At 46.1% G+C, this 22,727-nt stretch carries 11 protein-coding genes; 2 read left to right on the top strand and 9 right to left on the bottom strand.

Going from position 1 to position 22,727, the window contains the following annotated elements; all coding sequences use genetic code 11:
- Nucleotides 1-58 precede the first annotated feature (58 nt).
- On the bottom strand, nucleotides 59-1,057 hold the full coding sequence (locus QUA03_RS08870; protein ID WP_333211366.1) for an IS630 family transposase: 999 nt from the start codon (nucleotides 1,055-1,057) through the stop codon (nucleotides 59-61).
- Between the two features lie 173 nt (nucleotides 1,058-1,230).
- On the opposite strand from QUA03_RS08870, the gene QUA03_RS08865 reads away from it, so the two are divergent.
- A complete protein-coding gene (locus tag QUA03_RS08865; protein WP_333211364.1) occupies nucleotides 1,231-1,578 on the top strand; it encodes a hypothetical protein in 348 nt (115 codons plus the stop codon).
- A 114-nt stretch (nucleotides 1,579-1,692) separates the two neighbouring features.
- Here the strand turns inward: QUA03_RS08865 and QUA03_RS08860 are convergent, their stop codons facing one another.
- Genes QUA03_RS08860 through mtnA form a run of 3 tightly spaced genes read right to left on the bottom strand, consistent with a single transcriptional unit; the run spans nucleotide 1,693 to nucleotide 4,141 of the window.
- Complete coding sequence (locus QUA03_RS08860; RefSeq protein WP_333211362.1) at nucleotides 1,693-2,550, bottom strand: rhodanese-like domain-containing protein; 858 nt, start codon at nucleotides 2,548-2,550, stop codon at nucleotides 1,693-1,695.
- Between the two features lie 3 nt (nucleotides 2,551-2,553).
- Nucleotides 2,554-3,030 (bottom strand): type IV pilin-like G/H family protein, encoded by a 477-nt coding sequence (locus QUA03_RS08855; RefSeq protein WP_333211360.1) that lies wholly within the window; start codon nucleotides 3,028-3,030, stop codon nucleotides 2,554-2,556.
- A gap of 49 nt (nucleotides 3,031-3,079) precedes the next feature.
- Nucleotides 3,080-4,141 (bottom strand): S-methyl-5-thioribose-1-phosphate isomerase, encoded by a 1,062-nt coding sequence (gene mtnA / locus QUA03_RS08850; RefSeq protein WP_333211358.1) that lies wholly within the window; start codon nucleotides 4,139-4,141, stop codon nucleotides 3,080-3,082.
- A gap of 532 nt (nucleotides 4,142-4,673) precedes the next feature.
- On the opposite strand from mtnA, the gene QUA03_RS08845 reads away from it, so the two are divergent.
- Nucleotides 4,674-10,193, top strand: coding sequence for an SdrD B-like domain-containing protein (locus tag QUA03_RS08845; RefSeq protein ID WP_333211356.1), 5,520 nt, complete (start codon nucleotides 4,674-4,676; stop codon nucleotides 10,191-10,193).
- 558 nt (nucleotides 10,194-10,751) lie between these two features.
- Here QUA03_RS08845 and QUA03_RS08840 read toward each other — a convergent pair.
- The 5 genes from QUA03_RS08840 to QUA03_RS08820 all read right to left on the bottom strand — a co-directional run bounded on the left by QUA03_RS08840 (nucleotide 10,752) and on the right by QUA03_RS08820 (nucleotide 22,613).
- Nucleotides 10,752-11,909 (bottom strand): M12 family metallopeptidase, encoded by a 1,158-nt coding sequence (locus tag QUA03_RS08840; RefSeq protein ID WP_333211354.1) that lies wholly within the window; start codon nucleotides 11,907-11,909, stop codon nucleotides 10,752-10,754.
- 613 nt (nucleotides 11,910-12,522) lie between these two features.
- Nucleotides 12,523-13,068, bottom strand: coding sequence for a hypothetical protein (locus tag QUA03_RS08835; RefSeq protein ID WP_333211352.1), 546 nt, complete (start codon nucleotides 13,066-13,068; stop codon nucleotides 12,523-12,525).
- Between the two features lie 266 nt (nucleotides 13,069-13,334).
- Nucleotides 13,335-14,696, bottom strand: coding sequence for a cytochrome 450 (locus QUA03_RS08830; RefSeq protein ID WP_333211351.1), 1,362 nt, complete (start codon nucleotides 14,694-14,696; stop codon nucleotides 13,335-13,337).
- 319 nt (nucleotides 14,697-15,015) lie between these two features.
- Nucleotides 15,016-22,044, bottom strand: a complete 7,029-nt coding sequence (locus QUA03_RS08825) for an FG-GAP-like repeat-containing protein (RefSeq protein ID WP_333211350.1) — start codon at nucleotides 22,042-22,044, stop codon at nucleotides 15,016-15,018.
- 71 nt (nucleotides 22,045-22,115) lie between these two features.
- Entirely contained in the window at nucleotides 22,116-22,613 is a 498-nt protein-coding gene (locus QUA03_RS08820) for a hypothetical protein (protein ID WP_333164199.1), read from the bottom strand.
- Nucleotides 22,614-22,727: the final 114 nt, after the last annotated feature.

Below are 22,727 nucleotides of genomic sequence, written 5' to 3'. Positions count from 1 at the left end.
AGATTTATATTCATTAATTTAGCCTAGCTTCTTGAGACAAATTTTAATTAATAAGTAGCTAGACAAAATTAATTACATAGTTTTCTCCAAATTCTTTCAGGATTTTTTCCACAGATGTAACAAAAGTTCCCCAATTCTTGTAAGCAGATATCTCAATCCATTCATACTTAATAAACCGCCATAAAATTTCAATTAAATTTAATTCTGGAGAGTAAGAAGGCAACTCAAAGAGAGTAATATTACGTTGTTTCCACTCTTCAAGTTTGTCAACAATAGCATCACTGGTATGAATAGAAGCTTGATCAGTGACAATCACCGTTGGCTTATCTACGGTGGGAAAAAAAGCATCAATACAGGCAATAACCACATCTGAATTAATACTTTGAGATGAAATATAAGTTTCAAGATGGTTATTTCGATTCATAATTCCTAGTACATTCATTCGCTGACTACGACGACTAGGAATTGTTAAATATTCTCCGATTTCCTGCCAGCCATAGGGGACACAAGGAATCAAACAAAACCCCGTTTCATCCAAGTAATATAAATCAATTTTACCCGGCTCATCCAATTGCTTTAATTCTTCTAATTGCGCCTTTTTCTCTTGATATTCCTGGGCTGGAGGCGTTCCTGCAACTCCTTTTCGCATACGATGCCAACTCATATTTAGAGTTTTTAGTATTCTTTTAATTGTTTTTGTACTGGGAGTTATGCCCCAGGTCTCTTGAACTTTTTGGCTAACATTTTTTAATTGCCTTGGTTCTTGTTTAGCCCACTCTTTAATTTGGGCTTTCTGCGAAGAGTTAAATAGTGGCTTAGAACCTCTTCCTGGTTTATTATAAAGTCCTATCATTCCCTCTACTTCCCACCGATTGAACCAGTTATAGAGGGTCTTATAACTTATGCTGAAAATATTCATTAACTCTCCTTTTTTTATTCCTTGCGAAGCTAATATGAGGCAATGTGCTCGTTGACGTACCTGATGATGTCGGCTTTGGCGATAAATTCGCTGTAACAATTTAGACGAAAGAGGGTTTATTTCTCTGATAAACATCATAGGAAACTGTAATTAACTCATAATTTTGCCGGAAATATCATTATACTATGTATTGGTGTAATTAATTCTGTCTAACTACTTACCAGTTTCGCAGTCCAATTGAGCTGGAATGTACTTCTTTTGGGTTACTATATTTTTTATCATTAACAATAGTATGTTAAATTTCATTGCCCATGTCTCTTTCTCCGCTGACACTGAATTTAGTCGAAGGTTCTGTCTCCTTTAGCTTTTCCCCGCAAGCCGCGCGGGATTTGCAAAGCGAAATTGCAGCTTTGATGGAAAGCTTGAAAGCTGTAGCCGTCAAAACCGCTGGCGCTAAAGCTTCTCCCCAGAAACCTATGGAATATCGGTATGCAGGGGATGTATTTTTGGAAGTTTTCTGCAACCCGAATATCTGGCCAACTCCTTTTGCTGCAAAAGTGCTGATTACGGTTAGGGACGATCGCGTGCGCGTTACCACCGAAGCCGAACTCAGCCGCCTGCGCGACGATCTCGCTCAGTATATCGAACAAGTCGGTTAGAGATTCTCAACCTGAAACGCTCTTGTTTTAGATTCCCGACTTCTTGAAGAAGAACAGGCTTTCCGGCCTGTTCCACAAAGAGTTAATTTTTTGTGGGGAGTAGGGGTTGGGCTTCTAGCCCGCCCGTGAAAGGATTACTGACAAAGGATAACTATCTGCTGGCGACGCCGACCATTCCCACATAGAACCTGCATAATTCTTAGCATTAAATCCTGCATTTGTCAACACACAAGTCAACCATGCAGAGCGAATTCCCCCGGAGCAATAACTCACAATTTGAGTTGACTGCGAAACTCCTTTTTGTTGCAAAATAGCGACAATCTCCCCGCGACTCAGCAGTTGTCCCTGTGTGTCCATTAACTGTTTGTAATAGAGGTGAACCGCACCGGGAATGTGGCCGCCCCGCTTTTCTCCGTAAGGCGTTTTACCTGCATATTCTCGCCGCTCTCTGGCATCGATAACTACTAAATTATCATTGCCTAAAATAGCTTTCAATTCATCCCGCTGAATTTCCCAATTCGAGCGGCGAGATATTACAAAATCTCCTGTTTGCGGTGGATTGTTTGCAGCTTTTACTCGATTAATCCCAGCTTTGATTAAAGCCCGATATCCTCCATCTACAAAAACGGCTTTTTCGTGTCCCAAAGTCCGCAACATCCAAACAATTCGCCCATCTTCGCCCCACCCTTTAATCTGATCGGCAACAACTATGACAGGTTTGTCTTGACAAATTCCAATTGCTTGCAGTTTTTGAGTTAAAACTGTATTATTTTCGAGAATTTTTCCCTTTTGGGGAAAGTGCGATTGAGAAAATTCCTGCCAAGTTACGGAAATAGCTGGTGGGAGACGGCAAAACCACTTTAAAATAGGTTGACGAGCATCGAGCAGAGTAGCGCCACCTAAAAGTAATTGCTTAGCTAAATCGGCGCTTACTATCCAATTGTCTGCCAAATTATACAGTAAATTCGACATAATTTATGGATTAATTTTTGCTGTACCAGCAGCGCATTCTAAAACCCCTTTGGTATTAGTTGGATTAGGTGGTTTAGTCTTGCCAGGAGCAGCATTTATACACAAGATTGTTTGGGTCTTATTTGCCACCAAAAAGACTCCTCCCACAAAACTTTTGAGATTAGCTTGCTTCGATACTCCGTAGTTAAATACAGCACCTTTTTTCACCATGCCGATCGAGTAGCTGTAATTGGCTGAGTTAGGTTTAACTTGGAGACCGAGATAAACCAATAGATTGGAAAGAGAACTTGTAAAGCCTGCTTTTTCAGCATAGTAAACTTGCTGAGCTTTATTCATCGAACCCACAAATTTTTTGGCTTGTGATTCCTTAGCTGTAAGCGTTTGTGACACTTGAGCTTCCGAGACAGGACTGAAAACAACTGGCAGAGTTAGAGCTGCGATCGCAACTTTGAGCTGCCAGTTGCGGCTGCTAGGAATCATGCTTAATTTCACAGATAACCGGCGGAATGAGCGGTTGAGCAACATACAATTAAACTAATTGTTTTGCCTGAAACTGTTTCAATGCCCCAGGAGCAACCGTACCGTGTTCTGTTATTATTCCCGATATTAATTCGGCCGGAGTTACGTCAAAAGCGGGATTGTAAAATTCGACTCCCACAGGACAAATCCGCGTAGTTCCAACTTGATACATTTCAACTGGATCGCGTTCTTCAATGGGAATTTGGCTGCCGTCGGAAAGTTCAAAATCTATGGTAGATAGAGGCGCAGCAACAAAAAACGGGACGTTGTGAGCTTTGGCAACAATTGCTAAACTGTAAGTGCCAATTTTATTCGCGGCGTCGCCGTTAGCAGCGATTCTGTCTGCACCGACAACTACTGCGTGAATCATGCCGAGTTTCATGCAGTGAGCGGCCATATTGTCGGCTATTAATGTAACAGGAATTCCTTCTTGTACGCATTCCCAAGTGGTAAGTTTTGCACCTTGGAGACGGGGCCGAGTTTCGTCTGCAAAAACTCTTCCGAGTCTTCCTTCTCGCCAAGCAGAACGAAATACACCTAAAGCAGTACCGTAGCCTGCTGTTGCTAATGCACCGGCATTACAGTGAGTTAGTAAGTTCAATTTTTCGGGTGTAGCTGGCAGAACTTCTAAACCTTTGTCGCCGATATCTTTACAAGTTTGCAAGTCTTCTGCTTGAATGGTTTTGGCCATTTCTAACAAAGTTTTTTGCACTTGTTCGACAGAACCGCTAGTTCTCTCGGCTGTTTTGAGCATTCGCGATATTGCCCAAAACAAGTTAACCGCCGTGGGACGAGTCGATCGCAATAACTCGCCAACTTGTTCTAGTTTAGTTAAAAACTCAGTACGATCGCTGGTTTCGATTTCTCGCGCCCCCAAATACATCCCGTAAGCTGCTGCTACCCCGATCGCCGGAGCACCTCGGACTATCATAGTTTTAATCGCCTCAGCCATATCTTCGTAGCGGCTAATTTCGACTACACCGTATTCTTTCGGGAGTCGGTTTTGGTCAATTAGCAGAACTCGGTCTTCCATCCAAGTGACGGGGGAAACAGGGGAGTTTTGAGCGGTCATCTATTTCTATTATGTGACGGACAAGTTTCTATGATGCCATGAAGGCGACTATTCCTCTATGTTATGAGGGACACGCTGAATTTGCCAAAATCCCAGCCCTGCGGTTTTAGCTTCGAGACTGGAGATTAGAGATTGAAGAATGGCTGGATACCTACCACTCTCTGGGTTTGGAATTTGCGTAGAGTTGGATTTTTTTTCACAAAAGTGTACTTAGTAAAAAACCGTACATTAACTTGTGTAAATTATGCTTACGTTTTTTGAAAAATTTCCGTAATCGGGAACAAGCTAGCTGTACCAGGGGTCTGGTTTTTTTAAGTTGAGAATGAAAAAGTGCGATCGAGCAACTTTCCAAATCCAACAGATTTACAAGAATCACCAAAATAGATAATCGTAAAGCTTTGTCTGTACAAATTGTACTGAGTTAAAGGCAGGTTTTGTGGTAGCCGTATTTGTGGTGGATTGAAGTAGCGACTATCATCGCACGGAAACAACATTTTGAAAACCTAACTAGGTGCATGGGGAAACAGTAATTATGAAAAACCAACAAATAGTATTCGTAGATTCAGCAGTTGAAGATTGGCCAAGTCTGGCGGTTGGTGTTAAAGCGGGGATAGAGGTAATTTTAGTCGATCGGGCGCGGGACGGCATCGAACAAATTGCCGAAGCACTGCAGAGCCGCAAAGGTATAGAAAGCGTTCACATTATTTCTCACGGGGAATCGGGAAGTTTGCAGCTAGGGCAAACTCGGCTGAATTCCGACAATTTAGAAACATATCGCGACTGTTTGAAACGGTGGTTTTCGTCATCTGTCAACTCAATTCAAAATCGATTTGAAATTCTGCTATACGGATGTAACGTAGCAGCAGGTGAAAAAGGAGAGGCTTTTGTACAAAAGCTGAGCAAGTTAACAAAAGCGTCGGTTGCTGCTTCTTCAGATATTACGGGCAGTGCCGAAAAAGGCGGAAACTGGGTACTTGAATATGCTACTGGAGCGATTAAAACAGCATTGGCGATCGAGCCGGAGGTAATGGCAAATTATGCACATACCTTGGCGACGTTTACTGTTACTAATATCAACGATGCTGGGCCGGGTTCGCTCCGAGATGCGATTACTCAAGCCAATGCCGTTACTGGGGCGGATATTATTAACTTTGCCATTCCTGGTGCAGGCGTTCAGACGATCGCGCCCCTCTCGATCCTGCCACCTATTACCGCTCCCGTAATCATCAACGCTACCTCGCAGGCTGGATTTGCAGGCGTCCCACTTATCGAGCTATCTGGCAACAATACTGTTGGAAACGGTCTGATCCTTGCTGCTGGTAGCGGTGGTAGCACCGTGCGGGGATTAATAATCAATGGCTTCACCACCGCAGGCATCTCCGTCGAAAGCAATGGAAACACAGTATCTAGCAATTACATCGGTCTTGATGCAACTGGTACTCTGCCCAGACCCAACGGCGTATTTGGCCTCGTCATTCAGTCCGGTGCGACCGGTAACATAATTGGCGGGCTTAACCCGGGTGATCGCAATGTAATTTCCGGCAATACTACTTTCGGTGTCATCCTTGCTGGCGGGAGCAACTCTGTACTGGGCAACTTTATTGGCACTAATGCAGCCGGTACGGCGGCAGTAGCTAACATCGGTGCCGGAGTAGTTATCCAAGAGGCAGCTAACAATATAGTTGGGGGCAGCACGGAGGCTACCCGCAATATTATTTCTGGTAACGGTACTGGCGCAGTCATTGCTGGCGCGGCAGCCATCAACAACCAACTCCTAGGCAACTACATCGGTACAGATGTCAGCGGTACCAATGCAGTTGCAAATAGTGTGGGCGTAGCTCTCCAGGGAAGCGCAAACAATAATACGATTGGCGGTAGTCTAACAGGTGCGGGCAACGTCATTTCCGGTAATGCTAACAGCGGCATCAGCATTGTTGACAATAGCAGCAGCAACGCTGTCCAAGCCAATTTCATCGGCCTCAATGCCGCTGGAACAGCCTTGAGCAACGGTGCTGGCGTCGTCATAGACAATGGGATCAACAATACGATCGGTGGCAATACAGCAGCGGTTCGGAACATTATTTCTGGCAATGTTGGCAGTGGCATCAGCATATCGGGTGTCGGTGCAACAGGGAACAGTGTGCGGGGCAATTTCATCGGCACCAATACCGCAGGTACGGCAGCCATCGCCAACGGCGCTTTTGGCGTTGCTATAACTGCGAATGCCACCAACAATACAATTGGCGGGGACTCGACTGCCGCTGAGCGCAACGTCATTTCTGGCAATAGCAGTAGCGGTGTCATCATTAATGCCGGAGCTACAGGTAACTTTGTGCGGGGAAACTTCATCGGCGTCGGAACCGACGGCACTACCGCAGTGGCGAATAGCGCTCCTGGGGTATTGGTTGACTCTTCCAATAATGCGATCGGCGGCACAGCACCTGGTCTGGGGAATACTATAGCCAATAACGCTATAGCTGGGGTCACAGTTAATTCCGGTACCGGCAACAGCATCCAAAACAACTCCATCTTCGCCAACCTTGGCTTAGGCATCGACCTCGGTAACAACGGCATCACCGCCAACGATGCGGGCGACGCCGACACCGGTGCAAACAACCTCCAAAACACTCCTGTACTAACTACCGCTACCGCCAGTGCTGGCAGCGTCACGGTCGCGGGTACTTTCAACAGCACTCCAAGTACCACATTCACCCTCCAATTTTTCGCCAACACTCCCCCTGGCACCCAAGGCCAAACCTTCATCGCTTCTATCCCGGTAACTACTGACGCCGCCGGTAACGCTGCCTTCAATCAAACTTTCCCAGCAGCAGTCACCGCAGGTCAATTAATCACCGCGACAGCAACAGACACCACTGGCAACACTTCGGAATTTTCCGCACAGCCTGTTCCCGTTGTCGTACCGCTGAGTACCATCACCGGCATCAAATTTAACGACATTGACGGCAATGGCACGCAAGCAGCCGGAGAACTTGGCGTCGCCGGAGTTACAGTTTTCCTCGACACAAACGGTGACGGCATCCTCGGTGCCGGAGAAACTTCCGCAACGACTGGGGCCAATGGCAGCTTTACTTTCCCCAACTTGCCCGCAGGCACTTACAATGTCCGAGAAGTTGTACCGCCTGGAAGTCAAACAACTACGGCTAACCCGGTTTCAGTGATTCTGACAGCCGGTCAAACTACTCCTGCTACCGTTAATTTTGGCAACCAAGCAATACCAGTACCGCTGAGTACCATCACCGGCATCAAATTTAACGACATTGACGGCAATGGCACTCAAGCAGCCGGAGAACTCGGTGTCGCCGGAGTTACAGTTTTCCTCGACACAAACGGTGACGGCATCCTCGGTGCCGGAGAAACTTCCGCAACGACTGGGGCTAATGGCAGCTTTACTTTCCCCAACTTGCCCGCAGGCACTTACAATGTCCGGGAAGTTGTACCGCCTGGAAGTCAAACAACTACGCTTAACCCGGTTGCAGTGACGCTGGCAGCAGGTCAAACTACTCCTGCTACGGTCAATTTCGGCAACCAAGCAATACCCGCTGTACTGGGCAGCATCACCGGGATTAAATTTAACGACACTGACGGTAACGGTACTCAAGCAGCCGGAGAACTCGGTGTCGCCGGAGTTACAGTTTTCCTTGACACAAACGGTGACGGCATCCTCGGTGCGGGCGAAACTTCCGTTACTACCGGGGCCAATGGCAGCTTTACTTTCCCCAACTTGCCCGCAGGCACTTACAATGTCCGGGAAGTCGTGCCGCCATTCAGCCAGCCAACTACTCCCAATCCGGTTGCAGTGACTCTGGTGGCAGGTCAAACTACTTCTGCTACAGTTAATTTCGGCAATAGCCTCCAGGCCGGCACCATAACTGGCACTAAATTCAACGACACCAACGGTAACGGCACTCAAGATACCGGAGAAATTGGCATCCCTGGCGTCACGATTTTCCTTGACACTAACAACAACGGCACTCCAGACACCGGAGAAACCCAAGTTACTACCGGTACCGAGGGCAGCTACAGCTTCCCCAACCTGCAAACAGGCACCTACAACGTCCGAGAAGTGATACCGACAGGTTTTACGGCAACCACCCCTAACCCCCGAACGGTTCCGTTAGATCCAGGTCAAACTTCCACTGCCAATTTCGGCAACCAACCAGTCCCGCCAACACCAACGCCGACTCCGACTCCAACACCCCCTCCAACTCCGACTCCCACTCCGCCTCCAACTCCGACTCCCACTCCCGTGCAACAAGGCAGCATCAGCGGTCTTAAATTTAACGACGGCAACGGCAACGGTACTCAGGATGCAGAGGAAACTGGTCTTTCGGGATGGCAAATTTTCCTAGATGCTAACGGGAACAACTCTTTAGATTCGGGCGAAACTACTGTTACCACTGACAATTCTGGTAATTACAGTTTCAACAATCTCAATCCCGGCACCTACAATGTGCGGGAAGTCCAGCAGACTGGCTGGACGCAAACTACTGCTAATCCGGCGGCGGTTAATCTGGGTAGTGGCGAAAGTCGTAGTGGAATTAATTTTGGCAATTTCCAAAATATTAGCATCTCCGGTAGCAAGTTTAATGACCTCAATAACAATGGGGTTTTGGATGCTCAAGAACCGCTGTTGCCGAACTGGCAAATCTTCCTTGATGCTAACAGCAATGACTCTTTAGATGCTGGAGAAGTTAACACTTCAACTGATAGTTTGGGCGGCTACAGTTTCGCTAATTTAGTACCGGGAAATTATCGAGTTCGGGAAGTTAATCAACCTGGTTGGACGCAAACTACTGCCAATCCTGCTGATATTATTGCTGTCAGTGGCACTAATGTTAGCAATATTAACTTTGGCAATTCCTTCGTCCAAGTCCCACCAACACCAACACCAACACCACTACCACCGCAAGAAGGACAAGATGCTGACTGCATTTGTTCGCAAATTGTTTTACCCAGCATTAGCAGTATTCGGGGTCCAAATTCTGTCACGAACACCCGCAACGGTACTAACGGCAACGACACTATTCTCGGCACTAATAACGGTGACGAAATAAATGGTTTTGACGGCGATGATTTGTTGGCAGGGTTGCGGGGCAATGATAATATTTACGGGGGACTTAACAGTGCTTTCCCGGTTGGCCCAGATATAGACAGCGACTTGGTGTTTGGCAATGAGGGTAATGATTACCTCAACGGGGTTGCTGGAGATGATTTAATCTTTGCGGGCAAGAACGAGGATGTTGTTTACGGCGGCAAAGATGACGACATTATTTTCGGCGACCAAGAAAGCGATACTTTAATTGGCGACGAGGGTAACGATACTATCTACGGAGGAACTATTAACCCTTTCGACCCGGATTTGACTGGCAACGATTTGGTGTTCGGTTTGGCGGGCGATGACTTCCTCAGCGGGGAGAAAAATCAAGATACGATCGCAGGTGGTGATGGTAATGATACAGTGCGTGCCGGCAAGGGCGATGACTTAGTTGTCGGCGAATTGGGCAACAACCTGCTATTTGGCGATGAAGGAAGTGATACTATCTGTGGCGGCGAGGGGGAAGATACAGTGTACGGGGATATTGGTAGCCCCCTCCCCATTGGTTCTACGGGCGGACAAGACCAAATATGCGGCGGTTTGGGCAACGATTTGCTGTTTGGCAATGAAGGTCAGGATACCGTTAACGGGGAGACTGGGAACGATACTCTTTACGGCGGTAAGGATGAGGATAGTTTGCTCGGCAGTGCTGGGGACGATTTCTTGTTCGGAGATCAAGGGAATGATACTCTGATTGGAGGTACCGGGAACGATCGATTTATCTTGGGTCTTGACCTCGGCAGCGAGACTATTTTAGACTTTCAATACGGCATCGATTCGATCGGCTTAATGGGTGGTCTGGATTTCTCCCAACTGAGCATTGTTGCCGAGAATAGTTCAACTCTCATCCGAGTTACTGGTTCCGGGCAACTTTTGGCAACTCTCAGCAATGTGCCTGCAAGCGTGATTACTGCCACAGATTTTGCTCTCCTGTAGTGCGATCGAGCTAGTTAATTAGGTGAGAATATTGTAGGGACGATGGATTAATAGACGGTTGGCAAATCAAAAAAGGGTGAAACCAAACATCTTACAGCAGATTCCACGTTATTTGTGAAGTACACCCCTGATCCATGAATCCCCGTAGGGAAAAGGCATTGCCTTTTCCCTACTACTTTATGAACCTAGAATACGCTGTATAATCATGGCAAATAAACTCTGATGAGCCAGAAGTAATATCATTTTCGGTTACACAGCGCCGTGTCCTACCTAGGGAGCATCTCACTTTTTCACCCAAGCTAGAAATTGGAGTGTTGAGGCAGGAGACGGGAGGCTCTCTGCCCCCCTAAGTCACCACAAACTGCTGTACCTCGTTTCAGACTCCAATCAGCCCAAACCCGCCTTCCTCGCGCATCACCTGCTGCTTGATGAGCAAATTACCCGCTTTCTATTGGGAGAAAAAAGACAAAATAGAAAATAGCTTGCCCCATATACTCTACGGGTGGCCATGCACTACTTTGAGAAATCGCTTTCCTCTCTAAAATTTTGCGGCAGCCCTTACCAAAGCATCACTGAGGCTTCACCACCAGAAAAGTTAGAGTATAAGCGGATTCTCAACACATACCGCCGACCTTGATAAAGCCGAACATTGATTTGTGCATTCAAGTCTGTGCCACTGTCGTCGTCACCAGCAACATATTTCAGGTCACCACTCTGATCCTCGAAAAGAACCATAACTGTATCTAGTTTTCCGAAGGTTCCAATTGTATAGGTTCGGGTAGCAGAGGGTTTGATCACAAAGTTCTTCTGTTCAGCAGGCGCGAGGGACAGAATCTCGGAATGGAAGGGTTTAAGTTCTGTATAACTTGAGTCATCAAGCGGGGGATAGAATAATCGTACCTGCAACACATCCTGCTCAGAAAGTCCGCCAGCAGGGTTTAATCCGTTCTGATACTCCACAGGTTTCTCAATGAGTCCCGCTGCAAAAGCGTAGTGCATGATTGAGTTGGGGTCCCACTTTGACCCCTCCACTTCTCCTACTGCAAGCTTTTGGAGCACATTATAAAAAGTTGTATCTCGGTCCCACTCGTTAGGAGGAGAACCGAAATATTTATAAACGGCTTCTTCGTCCCATACGATACCTGCAAACGGGTTTTGGTGCTCATGAGGGAAACCTAAAGCGTGGCCTATCTCGTGAACAGGGACATCTACCCCACGGGGATCAGCCCGAAGATCCCATCCGAAGTTCATGGTACGCTCGCCTTGTTTAGGAATATCGATTGTATCGCGGCCAACATATGACCAGGCCCCATCCCCTTCCAAAAAGCCGATTCGTATCTCTGCCTCGCTGATGTTGCGAACTTCCTCAAACTTGATACCAATCCCTACCTTCTTCCACACATCAAACCCCTGCCGCACAATCTCCTTCTGTTCATTCCCGCCTGAATAGGAACCACTCTCAAAAAAGTAATAACGTAACTTTGTACCATTAACCCACTTCTTCCCGAGTAACCGTATTAGACGAGCACGCTCCGGCGACACGCTGGGATCGAAAGTGCGTGGATGAACCTTTGGCAAAGCACAAAAATGTTGTGCTTCTTTACCTGATTCTGCGCCACCTGAGCCAACTTTGATTCCGAGCTTAGCTTCAATTTGTTCGAGGCGTTTTAGTAATTGCTCAAGTTGATAAGAGTCGATTGGTGAAACTTTAGTCATGACAAATTCCTCCAAAGTAAATACCTAGGGACTTTAAGCCCAAAGAACCAGCTATTTTGAGAATGTTTGTGTTCATCTACCTGAATCAAGTGAGAGCACAGTAGATTCAGGAAAGATAAACTGCAACCCTGTCAACAATGACCTAGATAAATGCGAGCTTTCGAGCTTGTGTCAACTGAATAAAATCCTTGTGAAAGCCAGATTTTTTGTTATAATGATGAGTCTGGACGGAGAGGTTTCCTACCCTCAATATCCCATGAGGAGATGGCGATCGCACTTTACAGAGAACTCGTGTTCCCCATTCTAGTTTCAAGCTTTACACTGTCAACGATCAATAGTCAGGAGTGTTTTTAGATCCTAGTCTGAAACCGTTGATTTTCCGTTGGGATATCGATTGTGCAATCGCCCTGAAACCCTTATTCTACAGTTGCCAATCCAACACTACCCGAATTATTGATAGGAAGAATTGACAACAGCCTGCTAAAGCTTGCTGCATAGCCTTTATAGGCTAGCAAATAAAACTGTGTTACTGGGGGTTCTCGGTTAAAATCCGGCCGCTTCGATCAACAAAACCCGCCTAACGAAGCGGGTTTTGTAGTTTTTGTAAAAATTTTCACTCTTTGGCAATGATTAAACAATCACTCTCAACTTTAGACAGCATATCTGGAAAAGCTGATGTGTAGTTGCCATCTTTGTCTACAACCCTACGGAGTATATATCCGCTCTCAGCAGGTCTGCCGAAAAACGAGTTTGTGCGATGCCAGATATCTCCATTCGGAGTGTTCGGATCTCGATCAATCAAAAAATCTACCAGCCACGGCGGCACAGACCATCCAAACACTATCGGCGTGATATGTCCGTGCTGCAAAGTTGCATCAGAGAATCGGAACAAGTAGCTGAAGCGAGAAAATTTGACTAAATAAATTAACATCCGTCCCGCCATTGATGAATGAAAGGTCCAGATAACTGGGTCAAAAACGCGCAGCAATAACGTCCGTTTCTCAGCATTCCAGTCTGAACTGTACATCGTCAGACAATCGTCTGGTAAAACATTCCCGTCCATAAAAAAGATACCTTGCAGGACTTCGGGTAACTCCGCTGGATGTTCTACTTTCATCCAATTAGCGATGTCTTTTAGTTGCTTTTCTTCGATTAACATGGTATTATCCCTCAAAATAGTTGTGCTTTGGTTTCCTCTTAGATACCCCCTTGATTTCTTAGTCGATCGCTCAATAGTTTATGTGGCGTGCGGTTTCAACTCACATCTTGCATCATTCTCAATAAGGCTTTTATGTGCGGGCTTTCCTGCCCAACCCCTACTCCCCACAAGCAATTAATTCTTTGTGGAACAGGCCGGAAAGCCTGTTCTTGAGAATGATATAATATCTCAGTTTCAACCGCTGTCCGATCGAGCTTTTGGATTAATTACCGCTGCAAGTTAGGCTCAGAGCTTCGCCGCACTTTGCCTACCGTACTCACGACATCCACCAGCATCTTGAGTGCGATGTCTTTACCGGGGCAAATCCGTCCCGCACTCCGATCGCCCACGGAATGAAATCCCATATGAAAAGGGCACAGATTCTCCCGCTTAGGGTTGAATTCGTATACCGTAGAGCCCCAGAAACTCTCGTCTAGCAGCCCCAAACTGAGCGGTATCAGTACCTTGGTTCCGGCAGGGAAGGTGCGCTCTTTGCCCGCTACCGTTGCGCTGAAAGGCTCTGTCGCGACTCGGTGGGTGGCGCTGACGGGGGCCCAGAGGCGCGCGCATTCCAAGAGGAACAGTTCGATCGACTGGCGATCGTCCAAATCGAGCTGATCCCAAAAATCAGTCGGGTTAATTTCGGCCGTCTGCTGTCCTTTATAGGCGGGGAGAGGGCGGTATCCCATTGCCGTGTAGCCCAGGTGCAGGGGGCCTTGCATTCCCGCTATGCCCATAATCGATGTCATCAGCTTTGCCAATTCCCGCTTAGTCATGCCGTTATTTTCCGAGCTCTTCTCGAAGTCGGCTAAAGCTGGGGAATTTTCATAGATAGTCGCTGCACGCTCGATAAGAGCGGACAAATCCCCGTGTCCAAAGAGGTTCAGGCTTTGCAGCAGGTTGCCGATGACGGCGAAGTAGTGCAGCGGGCTTTGGCGGGTGTAATGCAATTCGGTGAGAAGTTCGATCGACTCTGAATCGTCTGGATTAATCCCAAAGATGACGTAGTGCAGATATCGGACTAAAAATCCCATCCAACCCCGCTTGACATCGGTAAAAAACGCTCCCCCCGCACCGTGTGGCATTTGGGCATAATCTACAGCTAGCCGATCGAGCAACCGTCGGGCGATTTCGTCTCCCTGGCGATCCGCTGTCGCACTGTTGAACAGATACTTCTGCATACAGCTTCGGAATGCCGCGTGGTTGCTGCTACCGTCAGGTTCGCGATCGGACAAAGACAGCAGGAAAAGGTTCCTACCGCCGACATCTTGGTTGGGCGCGCGATCGGGATCGAGTACAGAAGTACCCAGCCGCCATCCGCGTGCCTGGGGCGATGTGAGTGCTTTTTCCAGCGTGTCAAACTCTCCCATCACGACTTGCCCCGCGCAGCAAAAGTTGGCTCCAAAAGCCAGCCGTTTTATCGGCAAATACGTGGGTTCGTTGGCAATCAAACCCTCAATCAGGGCGATCGGCGGTAGCATCGTTTTGCTGAGACTTTCTTCCGGGTTTTGCAAAGCCCAAACCTGAAACTCGTTCAGTGCCGGGTTCATCAGCGATGAGAAAATAGTATCTAAATTTAGGTTCATCATAATTCCTCCGAGAATCCTTCGCCATAACGCGCTTCGCATTTAGCAGCAAGAGGGTATTGAGCGGCCATTGAGCGGGTATTGAATCCCACTTAATTGCCAAAATCAGTAAGTATAACTATAGCCATCTTTATTTGTGAACACAGTGGCAATATAGATATAGTTTTACTGAATATGTCTGCGCTCCAGTCTAGCCTTTTCCCGGAGATTGAGTGGAATTTTTAACGATTGCTGGTAAGTAGATCTACTTTCTGTATCTAAAGTATTAGCCCCAATCTCTGAGAGTCGGACATAAACCGTAGTTATGTGCGACTACTTGCTATTAGATTGAAGCAAAATCGGCGACATTAATTAGACTGAACGACACCCCATTTAGAGAGACTAAAATTTCTCCGTTTGCTGATAAACGGATGAAAGTTGCATTGTTTTCTTGAGTAATTGACAGTTGGGAGAAAGTAAGATTGTTGCCTAGAGAAAGCAAATCTTTTCCGTCTTCAAAATTCAAGATAATATCGATACCGGAATTGGGAGATAGCAAGAAGCGATCGTTGCCATCACCTCCGATCAAAGTGTCATCTCCATCTTCACCGAATAGGAAGTCGTTGCCATCACCCCCAATAATAGTATCATTTCCCTTGCCTCCGCGCAAAGTATCATTGCCAGTGCTGCCATCTAGCAGATCGTCGCCTCGGTTGCCAAAGATAATATCGTCACCATCGCTACCTGTAATGGTATCAATTCCCTTGCCGCCGTAAAGGGTATCGTTGTCAAAACCGCCATTGATTAAGTCATTGCCTTGATTGGCATTAATCCAGTCATTGCCGTTAAAACCAAAGATCAAATCATTTCCCTTTTTGCCACTTAAAACGTCATCGCTGCTGTCGCCACCTAGAGTATCGTCGCCATCAGTACCGATTTTTTGATTGGGGGAATTGTTGACTAATTCTATGCCGCTGTCGGGGAAAGGTTCCGCAGCAGTGAAGTCACTGTCTATATTCTTGCGAATTGTGGGGTTATTGACGCTTGCCGATTGAATTTGTGCGTCTAAGGATGTGCCTGTATTTTCTGCGATCGCCTCCTGAATTGTTTTATTTCCGGCTGCGACTTGCTGCAAGTCTTTAGCGACTTCACCTTGTTCTACCTGTTGAACTTTGGCTATTTTAGTAGCTGCATCTGAAAGTGGGAGGTTGCGGGATGCGATCGCCCGTACCCGCTGATTCCCTTCAGCAATAATTTTAGCAACTTCCGGTGCAAGATCGGACGCTTTTTGTGCTTGCAGTTGAGTTGCAGCAGACTGAATGATGCTTTGTAACTGTGCGGGATTGGTTAAATCGACAGCCCCGGATTGAATTTGATTGGCAATAGTGGAAACAATGCGATCGGCAATATCGGTTTTAGAGTTAGCCGAAATCCCGCTAATTAAAATTGTCGTCTGAACAACAGCGTTTTGTACCTGAATGTGTGCTGCATAAACCGCCAAACCGTTCGGATCGTTTTGAGTAATTGCCTGTAGCGGATCGTAGCCAGTCAAATCAATTGTTGACGGTACTCCAAATGCTGCTTTAACTTTAGTCTCTGCTTCATTAGGATTGATACCTTGTGCAACCATCTTCTGCATCAGAGTAGTTAAAGGCGTCACAACAGTAGTATCAGGTGTTGCTGTTAGCGCTGTTTGCTGGGGTAAATAAGTAGCGGTATTAATACCGTCAGTAACTACCAGTCTGCCTTCATCCGGTTCGATTTCGCCGCTGTTATTTTTGTCAAATTCTGGAAGAGAGACATCTAAATTAAAACTGCCATCGACGTTAGAAATTGTGAAGGGTTCTTTGTCATCTTGGATACCGTTAAAGTTAGAATCAAAGAAGACTTTAGCTCCCGTTAGGTAACTATTAACACCGCTACCACTCTGTCTTGAACTTTCCCCAGTGCCAAATTTAGCCAACTCAAATGTAGCAAAATTTCTTTTCCAAACTGTTTGTTTTCCTTCCCAAAATTCCCAAGGAACTATAGCTTGAAACTCCAGCCCTAAAAAAGCATTAACTTGACCTGATATATCAAAAAGTTCCCAGGGTTTACTAATGCGGGAGCCAATTTCTGAGCCTCGGATTTTACCATCGCTTTTGCCGTTATTTTCTCCAATATCTACTAAATCAATGCCTATGCTTCCTTGTATTCCAGCCGTTCCATAAAGGCTGGCCACTACTGCATTTACTCCGAGCCCGGCTTTAATACCAGCATTGATTTTAAGTTCATCAACATCCGCACCAGTACCGTCTGGGTTTGCGCGATCGCTCACGTAAAAACCATCTAAAACTTTGTAGGCTGATGACGCATCGAATTCATCGTCTTTCCATTCTTTTAATCCGTAAGTATCGTAGCCAAATGCGAGGTGTGCTGACGCATTAAAGTTGCCTTCAAGTAACCCTGATATCGGCCCAAATATAGGAAACTCTTTCTTAAAATTGAAATCTATTCCCAGTGGAGGCATATCGTAGGTGAAAAGGACAACATCAGGTTTTCCTAAAAGAAGTTGAATTGCTGTTTCTGGCTTGGTTAAAATTGGCAAGTCTATGCCCGGAACGCTCTTGAATTTATTGACAAAATCTTTTTTATTGCCGCCTGTTTTAGAATTAATTTGTTGAGAAATATCGGAGACTGAGTTTTTCAGTGTCGGTGTTTTGTTTTTGAGGCTAGAGTTGGGCTTGGCAACATTAATATTGCCTAAACTGTAGGAACCTAAATCGATGGCAATATTTTTTGAAGAGTTTGACAGGCTATTTGCCAATTGCGATATCTCGTCGATTTTGATAACTGCATTTAAGAAGTCAGTAGCAACATTACCAGTCGATAATTTAGTTGCCAGTTCCAAGATCGAAACTTGGCCATCTCGATTGTTATCAAAGGAATCAGCAACGCCAAGTTCTGACAGTAACTTAGTGTCTGTATTTAGGAAATCGATAATGGGTCTAAAAGGGTCAATAATATCAGAAACAGTGGTGAGTATTGGTTTTGCCAAGTTAGTAATAAAGGTTCCCAAGTCGAGTTTGAGGTTGTTAAATTCGACTTTCGGGTTAGGCAAGCCAGCAAAGGTATTGTTGGTGGTTGGCGAGCCTATATTTACCTGATTATTTGATGGCAACAATGATGATAAATTTGAAGTAGCGCTTGTGTTTGAATTTGAGGAACCTAGCAATTGATTTAACCGTGAAGCCGCTGACAAATTCTGATTGGATGTCAGTGATGAATTGAAATTTGATATACTCGATGAATTTGGAGACGACGGCGAATTATTTAATTGACCGTTTCTATAATTAATCAGCGGCCAATTGACTGCCAAATCCAAGTCAAAAGATGGAAAAGCAGCATTGCCATTAATGCTAGTTTTTCCGTGCAAGCCGAGATTGGCATTACTGGTTAGGCTAGATTGAAATAAGTCTTCTAACTGATAACTCCCGTCCAACTCAGACAAAGTTAAACGATTGCCATCATCAGTACCGCCCAGATTATCTAAGTCATTCAACTTGACTTCAAAGTTGGCATTGAGTTGAGTTGGGTTTTCAGGATCGTCGGTAAATTCAGCTTGTAAAAAAGCGAGATTAGCTTGAACCTTGAAATTCTCAGGAAGTGCTAACTTAAAGTTAGCGTTCAATTTGGTATTGTCCGTATCGATGTAGCAGCCAAAATCTTTGTTGTAACCGACACCAATAGATAATTCATAGTCAAATCCCGATTTTTCAGGGGTCTTGAAAAGACTAGCAACTGGCGAAATCAAACTCTGAGAAGGAACAATCGCACTAGAACGAGAGCCATTACTACTATCTATAACAGGTGCTAATGCGGCTGAATTACTGATAGTCGAATTGAGGCTTGATGCTTCTAAATCATTGGATAAATTGGCAAAGCGAGAGAGATTTGTAGTCGGTGAGAAGGCGACAACTTGATTCGATAGCTTCGGAGGGTTTTTGACTTTCAATCCGAGTGCGGGCAATCCTAAATCTTCAGCAAACTTAATATCATCTAGTTGATATTTTTTGCCAATTTTAATGACTAAGTTACTGTCATTGGGATTTGAACTGCTCTCGACTTTAACATCGAATGCCGACCCAACAACCTCCTGAATGCTATTTTGGAGCTGACTAGGCGTGAAATCTGTTGCATTTTTAATCGTATTGACCAGACTATTTTTGAAATTGCTAATAAAATTCGGAGAAATGTCGCTGAGTCGTCCTAAAATTGGCAGTTTGAAATCATTAAGTTGGTCGTTAACAATGTTTTCTAGTTTGTCTAATCCTTTTTCCAAACCGCACCAAAGGGTTTTGTTATCGCTATTAGTAACGGCGACATCTGCTGATGGCGTTGGCGTTGGCGCAGGAATTGGGGCTGGGGTTGCAGGAGTTGGGGTTGGGGTTGCAGGAGTTGGGGTTGGGGTTGGGGTTGCAGGAGTTGGGGTTGGGGTTGCAGGAATTGGCGCTGGCGCAGGAGTGGGTGTCGGTATCGCAGGAGTTGGGGTTGGGGTTGCAGGAGTTGGGGTTGGGGTTGCAGGAGTTGGGGTTGGGGTTGCAGGAGTTGGGGTTGGTGTCGGCGTATTGTCGTTATCAGTAATGGCGACGCTAACAGGTGAAATTGTGATGCTGTTATAATTAACATCGCTACTGGTAGCAGTATGGTCGATCGCACCCGTATGATTTCCTTCAACTGCATTGTCATCAACAGCAGCCACCGCCACAGTTTGAGCGACATTCCAATTATTAGCGGTAAAAGTAAGTGCGGTAATTGGTTGAATTTGACTGCCTGTAGCCAAGTTAATCGTAACAGGTGCTGTCGGTTGAGTATTTAACTGAACGCTGTAACTTCCAGTTGCACCGCCTTCCGTTGCATTCGCAGCAGTGGGGTTAATAGAAACGCCTGGGAAGTCGTTATCGGTAATGGCGACGCTAACAGCCGGAATTGTGATGCTGTTATAGTTAGTATCGGTACTGGTAGCTGTATGGTCGATCGCACCTGCATGATTTCCTTCAACTGCATTGTCGTCCACAGCAGCCACCGCCACAGTTTGAGCGACATTCCAATTATTCGCTGTAAAAGTAAGTGCGGTAATTGGTTGAATTTGACTGCCTGTAGCCAAGTTAATCGTAACAGGTGCGATCGGTTGACTATTTAACTGAACAGTGTAACTTCCATTTGCACCGCCTTCCGTTGCATTTGTGCTGGCAGGATTAATCGTAATGCCAGGAGTTTCATTATCGCTGTTGCTGGCGCTGACATCATCGGGATTGAGATTGCTGTAATTAATGTCGGTACTGACAGCCGCAGCAGTGACAATATTGTAAGTTTTACTGCCATCAGCAACGCTGTCGTCAACACCTGTCACCGTTACCGTTTGCGGTTGATTCCAGTTCGCAGGCGTGAAAGTTAAACTGTTGCTGGAAACTGTTGCTTCGGCGGGATTGGAACTGCTCAAATCAATGCTAACATTAGCACTGGGTTGACTGTTAAGTTTAACGGTAAATGTAGTGCTGTCGCCTGCTTCTGTCGTCACTAATCCGCTGGCAGGATTGACGGTGACTCCGGCAGTGTCATCATTACCGATCGTAGTTGTAGCGGTAGCAGCGGTAATAGTCGGAGTCGGGCCGGGCGCAACCGGATTTGACAGAGTAACAGTAATAGTTTCATCCGGTTCAATTATCGCATCGCCCAATACATCTAAAGTAATGGTTTTCGATGTCTCGCCCGCCGCAAAATTAACCGTACCAGTAATGCTAGTTCCCCCAGAAGTGCCGCCGATATTGTTGTAATCGCTGCTGTTTGTAGCAGTTCCTCCAATTGCATAATTTACACTGCTGGCAGCATCAATCCCGCCGCTGCGAGTCACGGTAAAAGTAACGGGAGTAGTGCCACTGTTGCCTTCGGCGAGGCTGGCAGTACCGGCAGCAATGGCGTAATCTATGGCGTCATTGGCCGGAATAGTTAGTGTTGTTTCTTTTGTTGTACCTGCAATCCCATCAGTAATCGTACCAAAGCTGAACACCGCTGTTTCGGCGTTCTCTGGGATATTGTCAGCTTTGACAGTGACAGCAACATTCTGAGTGAGGGTGTTGGTACCTGCACTGAATGTGAGAGTGGCAGGTGAAAAAGTGTAGTCTGAATCTTGGGTAGCTGTACTGCTGGGGTCGATAACAATTGGTACAACTAGATCGCTGAAGGGAGTGCCGCCGCTGATGGTGACTGGGACATTAACGATGGTATCTGTTGTTCCTTCTGTGCCGCTGTAAGTGGCTGCGCCGAAATTGACCTCAACGGTGGTATTCAGCAGGATGGAGACATCGTTAGAACCGCTATTGGCGGTGGCGAGATCGGGTTTGTTGTCGGCGTTAAAATCTTTGATGGCGATCGCTTTTGGATTTGTCCCGACTGCGTAGTTAATGGGGTTGCCAAAAGTGCCTTGACCGGTTCCAGTTAGAATAGAAACGTTGTTTGATTGATTGTTAGCCACAGCGATATCGAGTTTGCTGTCGGCGTTTAAGTCGGCAACTGCGATCGATGCCGGACTATCGCCTCCCGCTGAGTAGTTGGTGGCATTGCCAAAGACACCTTGACCAGTTCCAAGTAAAATGGAAATGTTGTTAGAAATGCTGTTGGTGATGGCGATATCTAGAATGTTGTCACCGTTAAAGTCTCCTGCGGCAATGGATGTTGGATTAGTCCCAACTGCATAATTTACCGCGATTGAAAATCGGTCTGCACCAGCGCCTCCCGTGTTCAGTAGGATGGAAACGTTGTTAGAACCGCTGCTAGTGATGGCAAGATCGAGGCGGCCATCGCTGTTAAAGTCTCTCGCTGCAATCGCGGTTGGAGTTGTCCCTACCTGAGATATATTTTCTTCAATAGCAAAACCGTTGCCTTGAGCGTTTTGTAATCCGATGGAAACGCCACCATTAATGTCTGCTACAACTATGTCTGATAAATTGTCTGCGTTAAAATCGCCTACGCCGATCGCACTGGGCGGGTTTGTCCCGGCGCTAAAGCTAGTGGAGTTGCCAAAAGTACCTTGACCAGTACCCGGTAAGATGTAAACGGAACCACTAGGAAATTCTCCACCAGACCAGTTAGTTACGGCTAGGTCTAGGAAATTATCGGTGTTAAAATTACCTGCTACGATGGGAGTACGACTGGATTGATTTACGTTGGCGGGAGTGCCAAATCCTCCTTGGCTGTCCCCTATTAATAGGGAAACAGCGGTTCCGCTGCTGATGGCTAAGTCTGGGATATTGTCGTTATTAAAGTTTTCGGCAGTCAGGGATTGGGGATTTGTGCTGGTTGGAAAGTTGCTAGCGGAACTGAAAGTAGACATGATTAATTTATCGATTAGTTAACAACAGTAATCTTTGATGTTTCGAGTTGTGAAACTGATGCAAATCGCCCCTAAGTTGCTGGCATCAGTGTCCCGACGATCGCAAGTACAAACAGGCTGCCTCCCACAGCGATAGTTACTATATTCCATACCGAAAATCGATCGTTAGGATTGTGGTTTGGGGCTGCTAAACTGTTCAGTTCATTCACAATCTCTTGAACAGGAAGCAAAACTATTACAGATAAAAAACTAACTAGCCAGTATGGGTCTGGCAGTCGGGTACACAGCGCAAGCCCCAACCAAGCCAGAGTCAGCAAGAAGGGACTACAGTTGGCATCAATACCGCGCAATTTAGCCCTATTTCTAATTTTCGTAATCAATGAATAACAAAAAATACCGTTGAAAACAGCTCTCCAAAATGGGCTAATGTCGTCTCCTGTTGCGGCTTTGAATAGCTGCCAGTTTTTGTAAAACCAAAAAATTTGATAGAGGCCCAAGGTTACTAGGGACATCACGAATAACTTCAGCCGAGAAACAGGAAAAAACATTGGTGGTGCATCTTCATTCATATCAAAAACCTCATAGGTGGATAGACTACTACTCGATCGGGACTTATACCCAATGCGGTCGATTATCAGGTCGATGGTAGGGGCGGGTTCACCAACAATATCTGCTAATAGACA

It is taken from the genome of Microcoleus sp. S36b_A4 (assembly GCF_036700645.1).
Classification (GTDB): Bacteria; Cyanobacteriota; Cyanobacteriia; order Cyanobacteriales; family Microcoleaceae; genus Microcoleus.
The sequence above is the reverse complement of the archived record's forward strand: the minus strand, read 5'-3'. Positions and strand labels throughout refer to the sequence as shown.

Coding starts and splice junctions, on each gene's coding strand:
- QUA03_RS08870 (WP_333211366.1), bottom strand. CDS start 1,057: ATGATGTTTATCAGAGAAATAAACCCTCTTTCGTCTAAATTGTTACAG.
- QUA03_RS08865 (WP_333211364.1), top strand. CDS start 1,231: ATGTCTCTTTCTCCGCTGACACTGAATTTAGTCGAAGGTTCTGTCTCC.
- QUA03_RS08860 (WP_333211362.1), bottom strand. CDS start 2,550: ATGTCGAATTTACTGTATAATTTGGCAGACAATTGGATAGTAAGCGCC.
- QUA03_RS08855 (WP_333211360.1), bottom strand. CDS start 3,030: ATGATTCCTAGCAGCCGCAACTGGCAGCTCAAAGTTGCGATCGCAGCT.
- mtnA (WP_333211358.1), bottom strand. CDS start 4,141: ATGACCGCTCAAAACTCCCCTGTTTCCCCCGTCACTTGGATGGAAGAC.
- QUA03_RS08845 (WP_333211356.1), top strand. CDS start 4,674: ATGAAAAACCAACAAATAGTATTCGTAGATTCAGCAGTTGAAGATTGG.
- QUA03_RS08840 (WP_333211354.1), bottom strand. CDS start 11,909: ATGACTAAAGTTTCACCAATCGACTCTTATCAACTTGAGCAATTACTA.
- QUA03_RS08835 (WP_333211352.1), bottom strand. CDS start 13,068: ATGTTAATCGAAGAAAAGCAACTAAAAGACATCGCTAATTGGATGAAA.
- QUA03_RS08830 (WP_333211351.1), bottom strand. CDS start 14,696: ATGATGAACCTAAATTTAGATACTATTTTCTCATCGCTGATGAACCCG.
- QUA03_RS08825 (WP_333211350.1), bottom strand. CDS start 22,044: ATGTCTACTTTCAGTTCCGCTAGCAACTTTCCAACCAGCACAAATCCC.
- QUA03_RS08820 (WP_333164199.1), bottom strand. CDS start 22,613: ATGAATGAAGATGCACCACCAATGTTTTTTCCTGTTTCTCGGCTGAAG.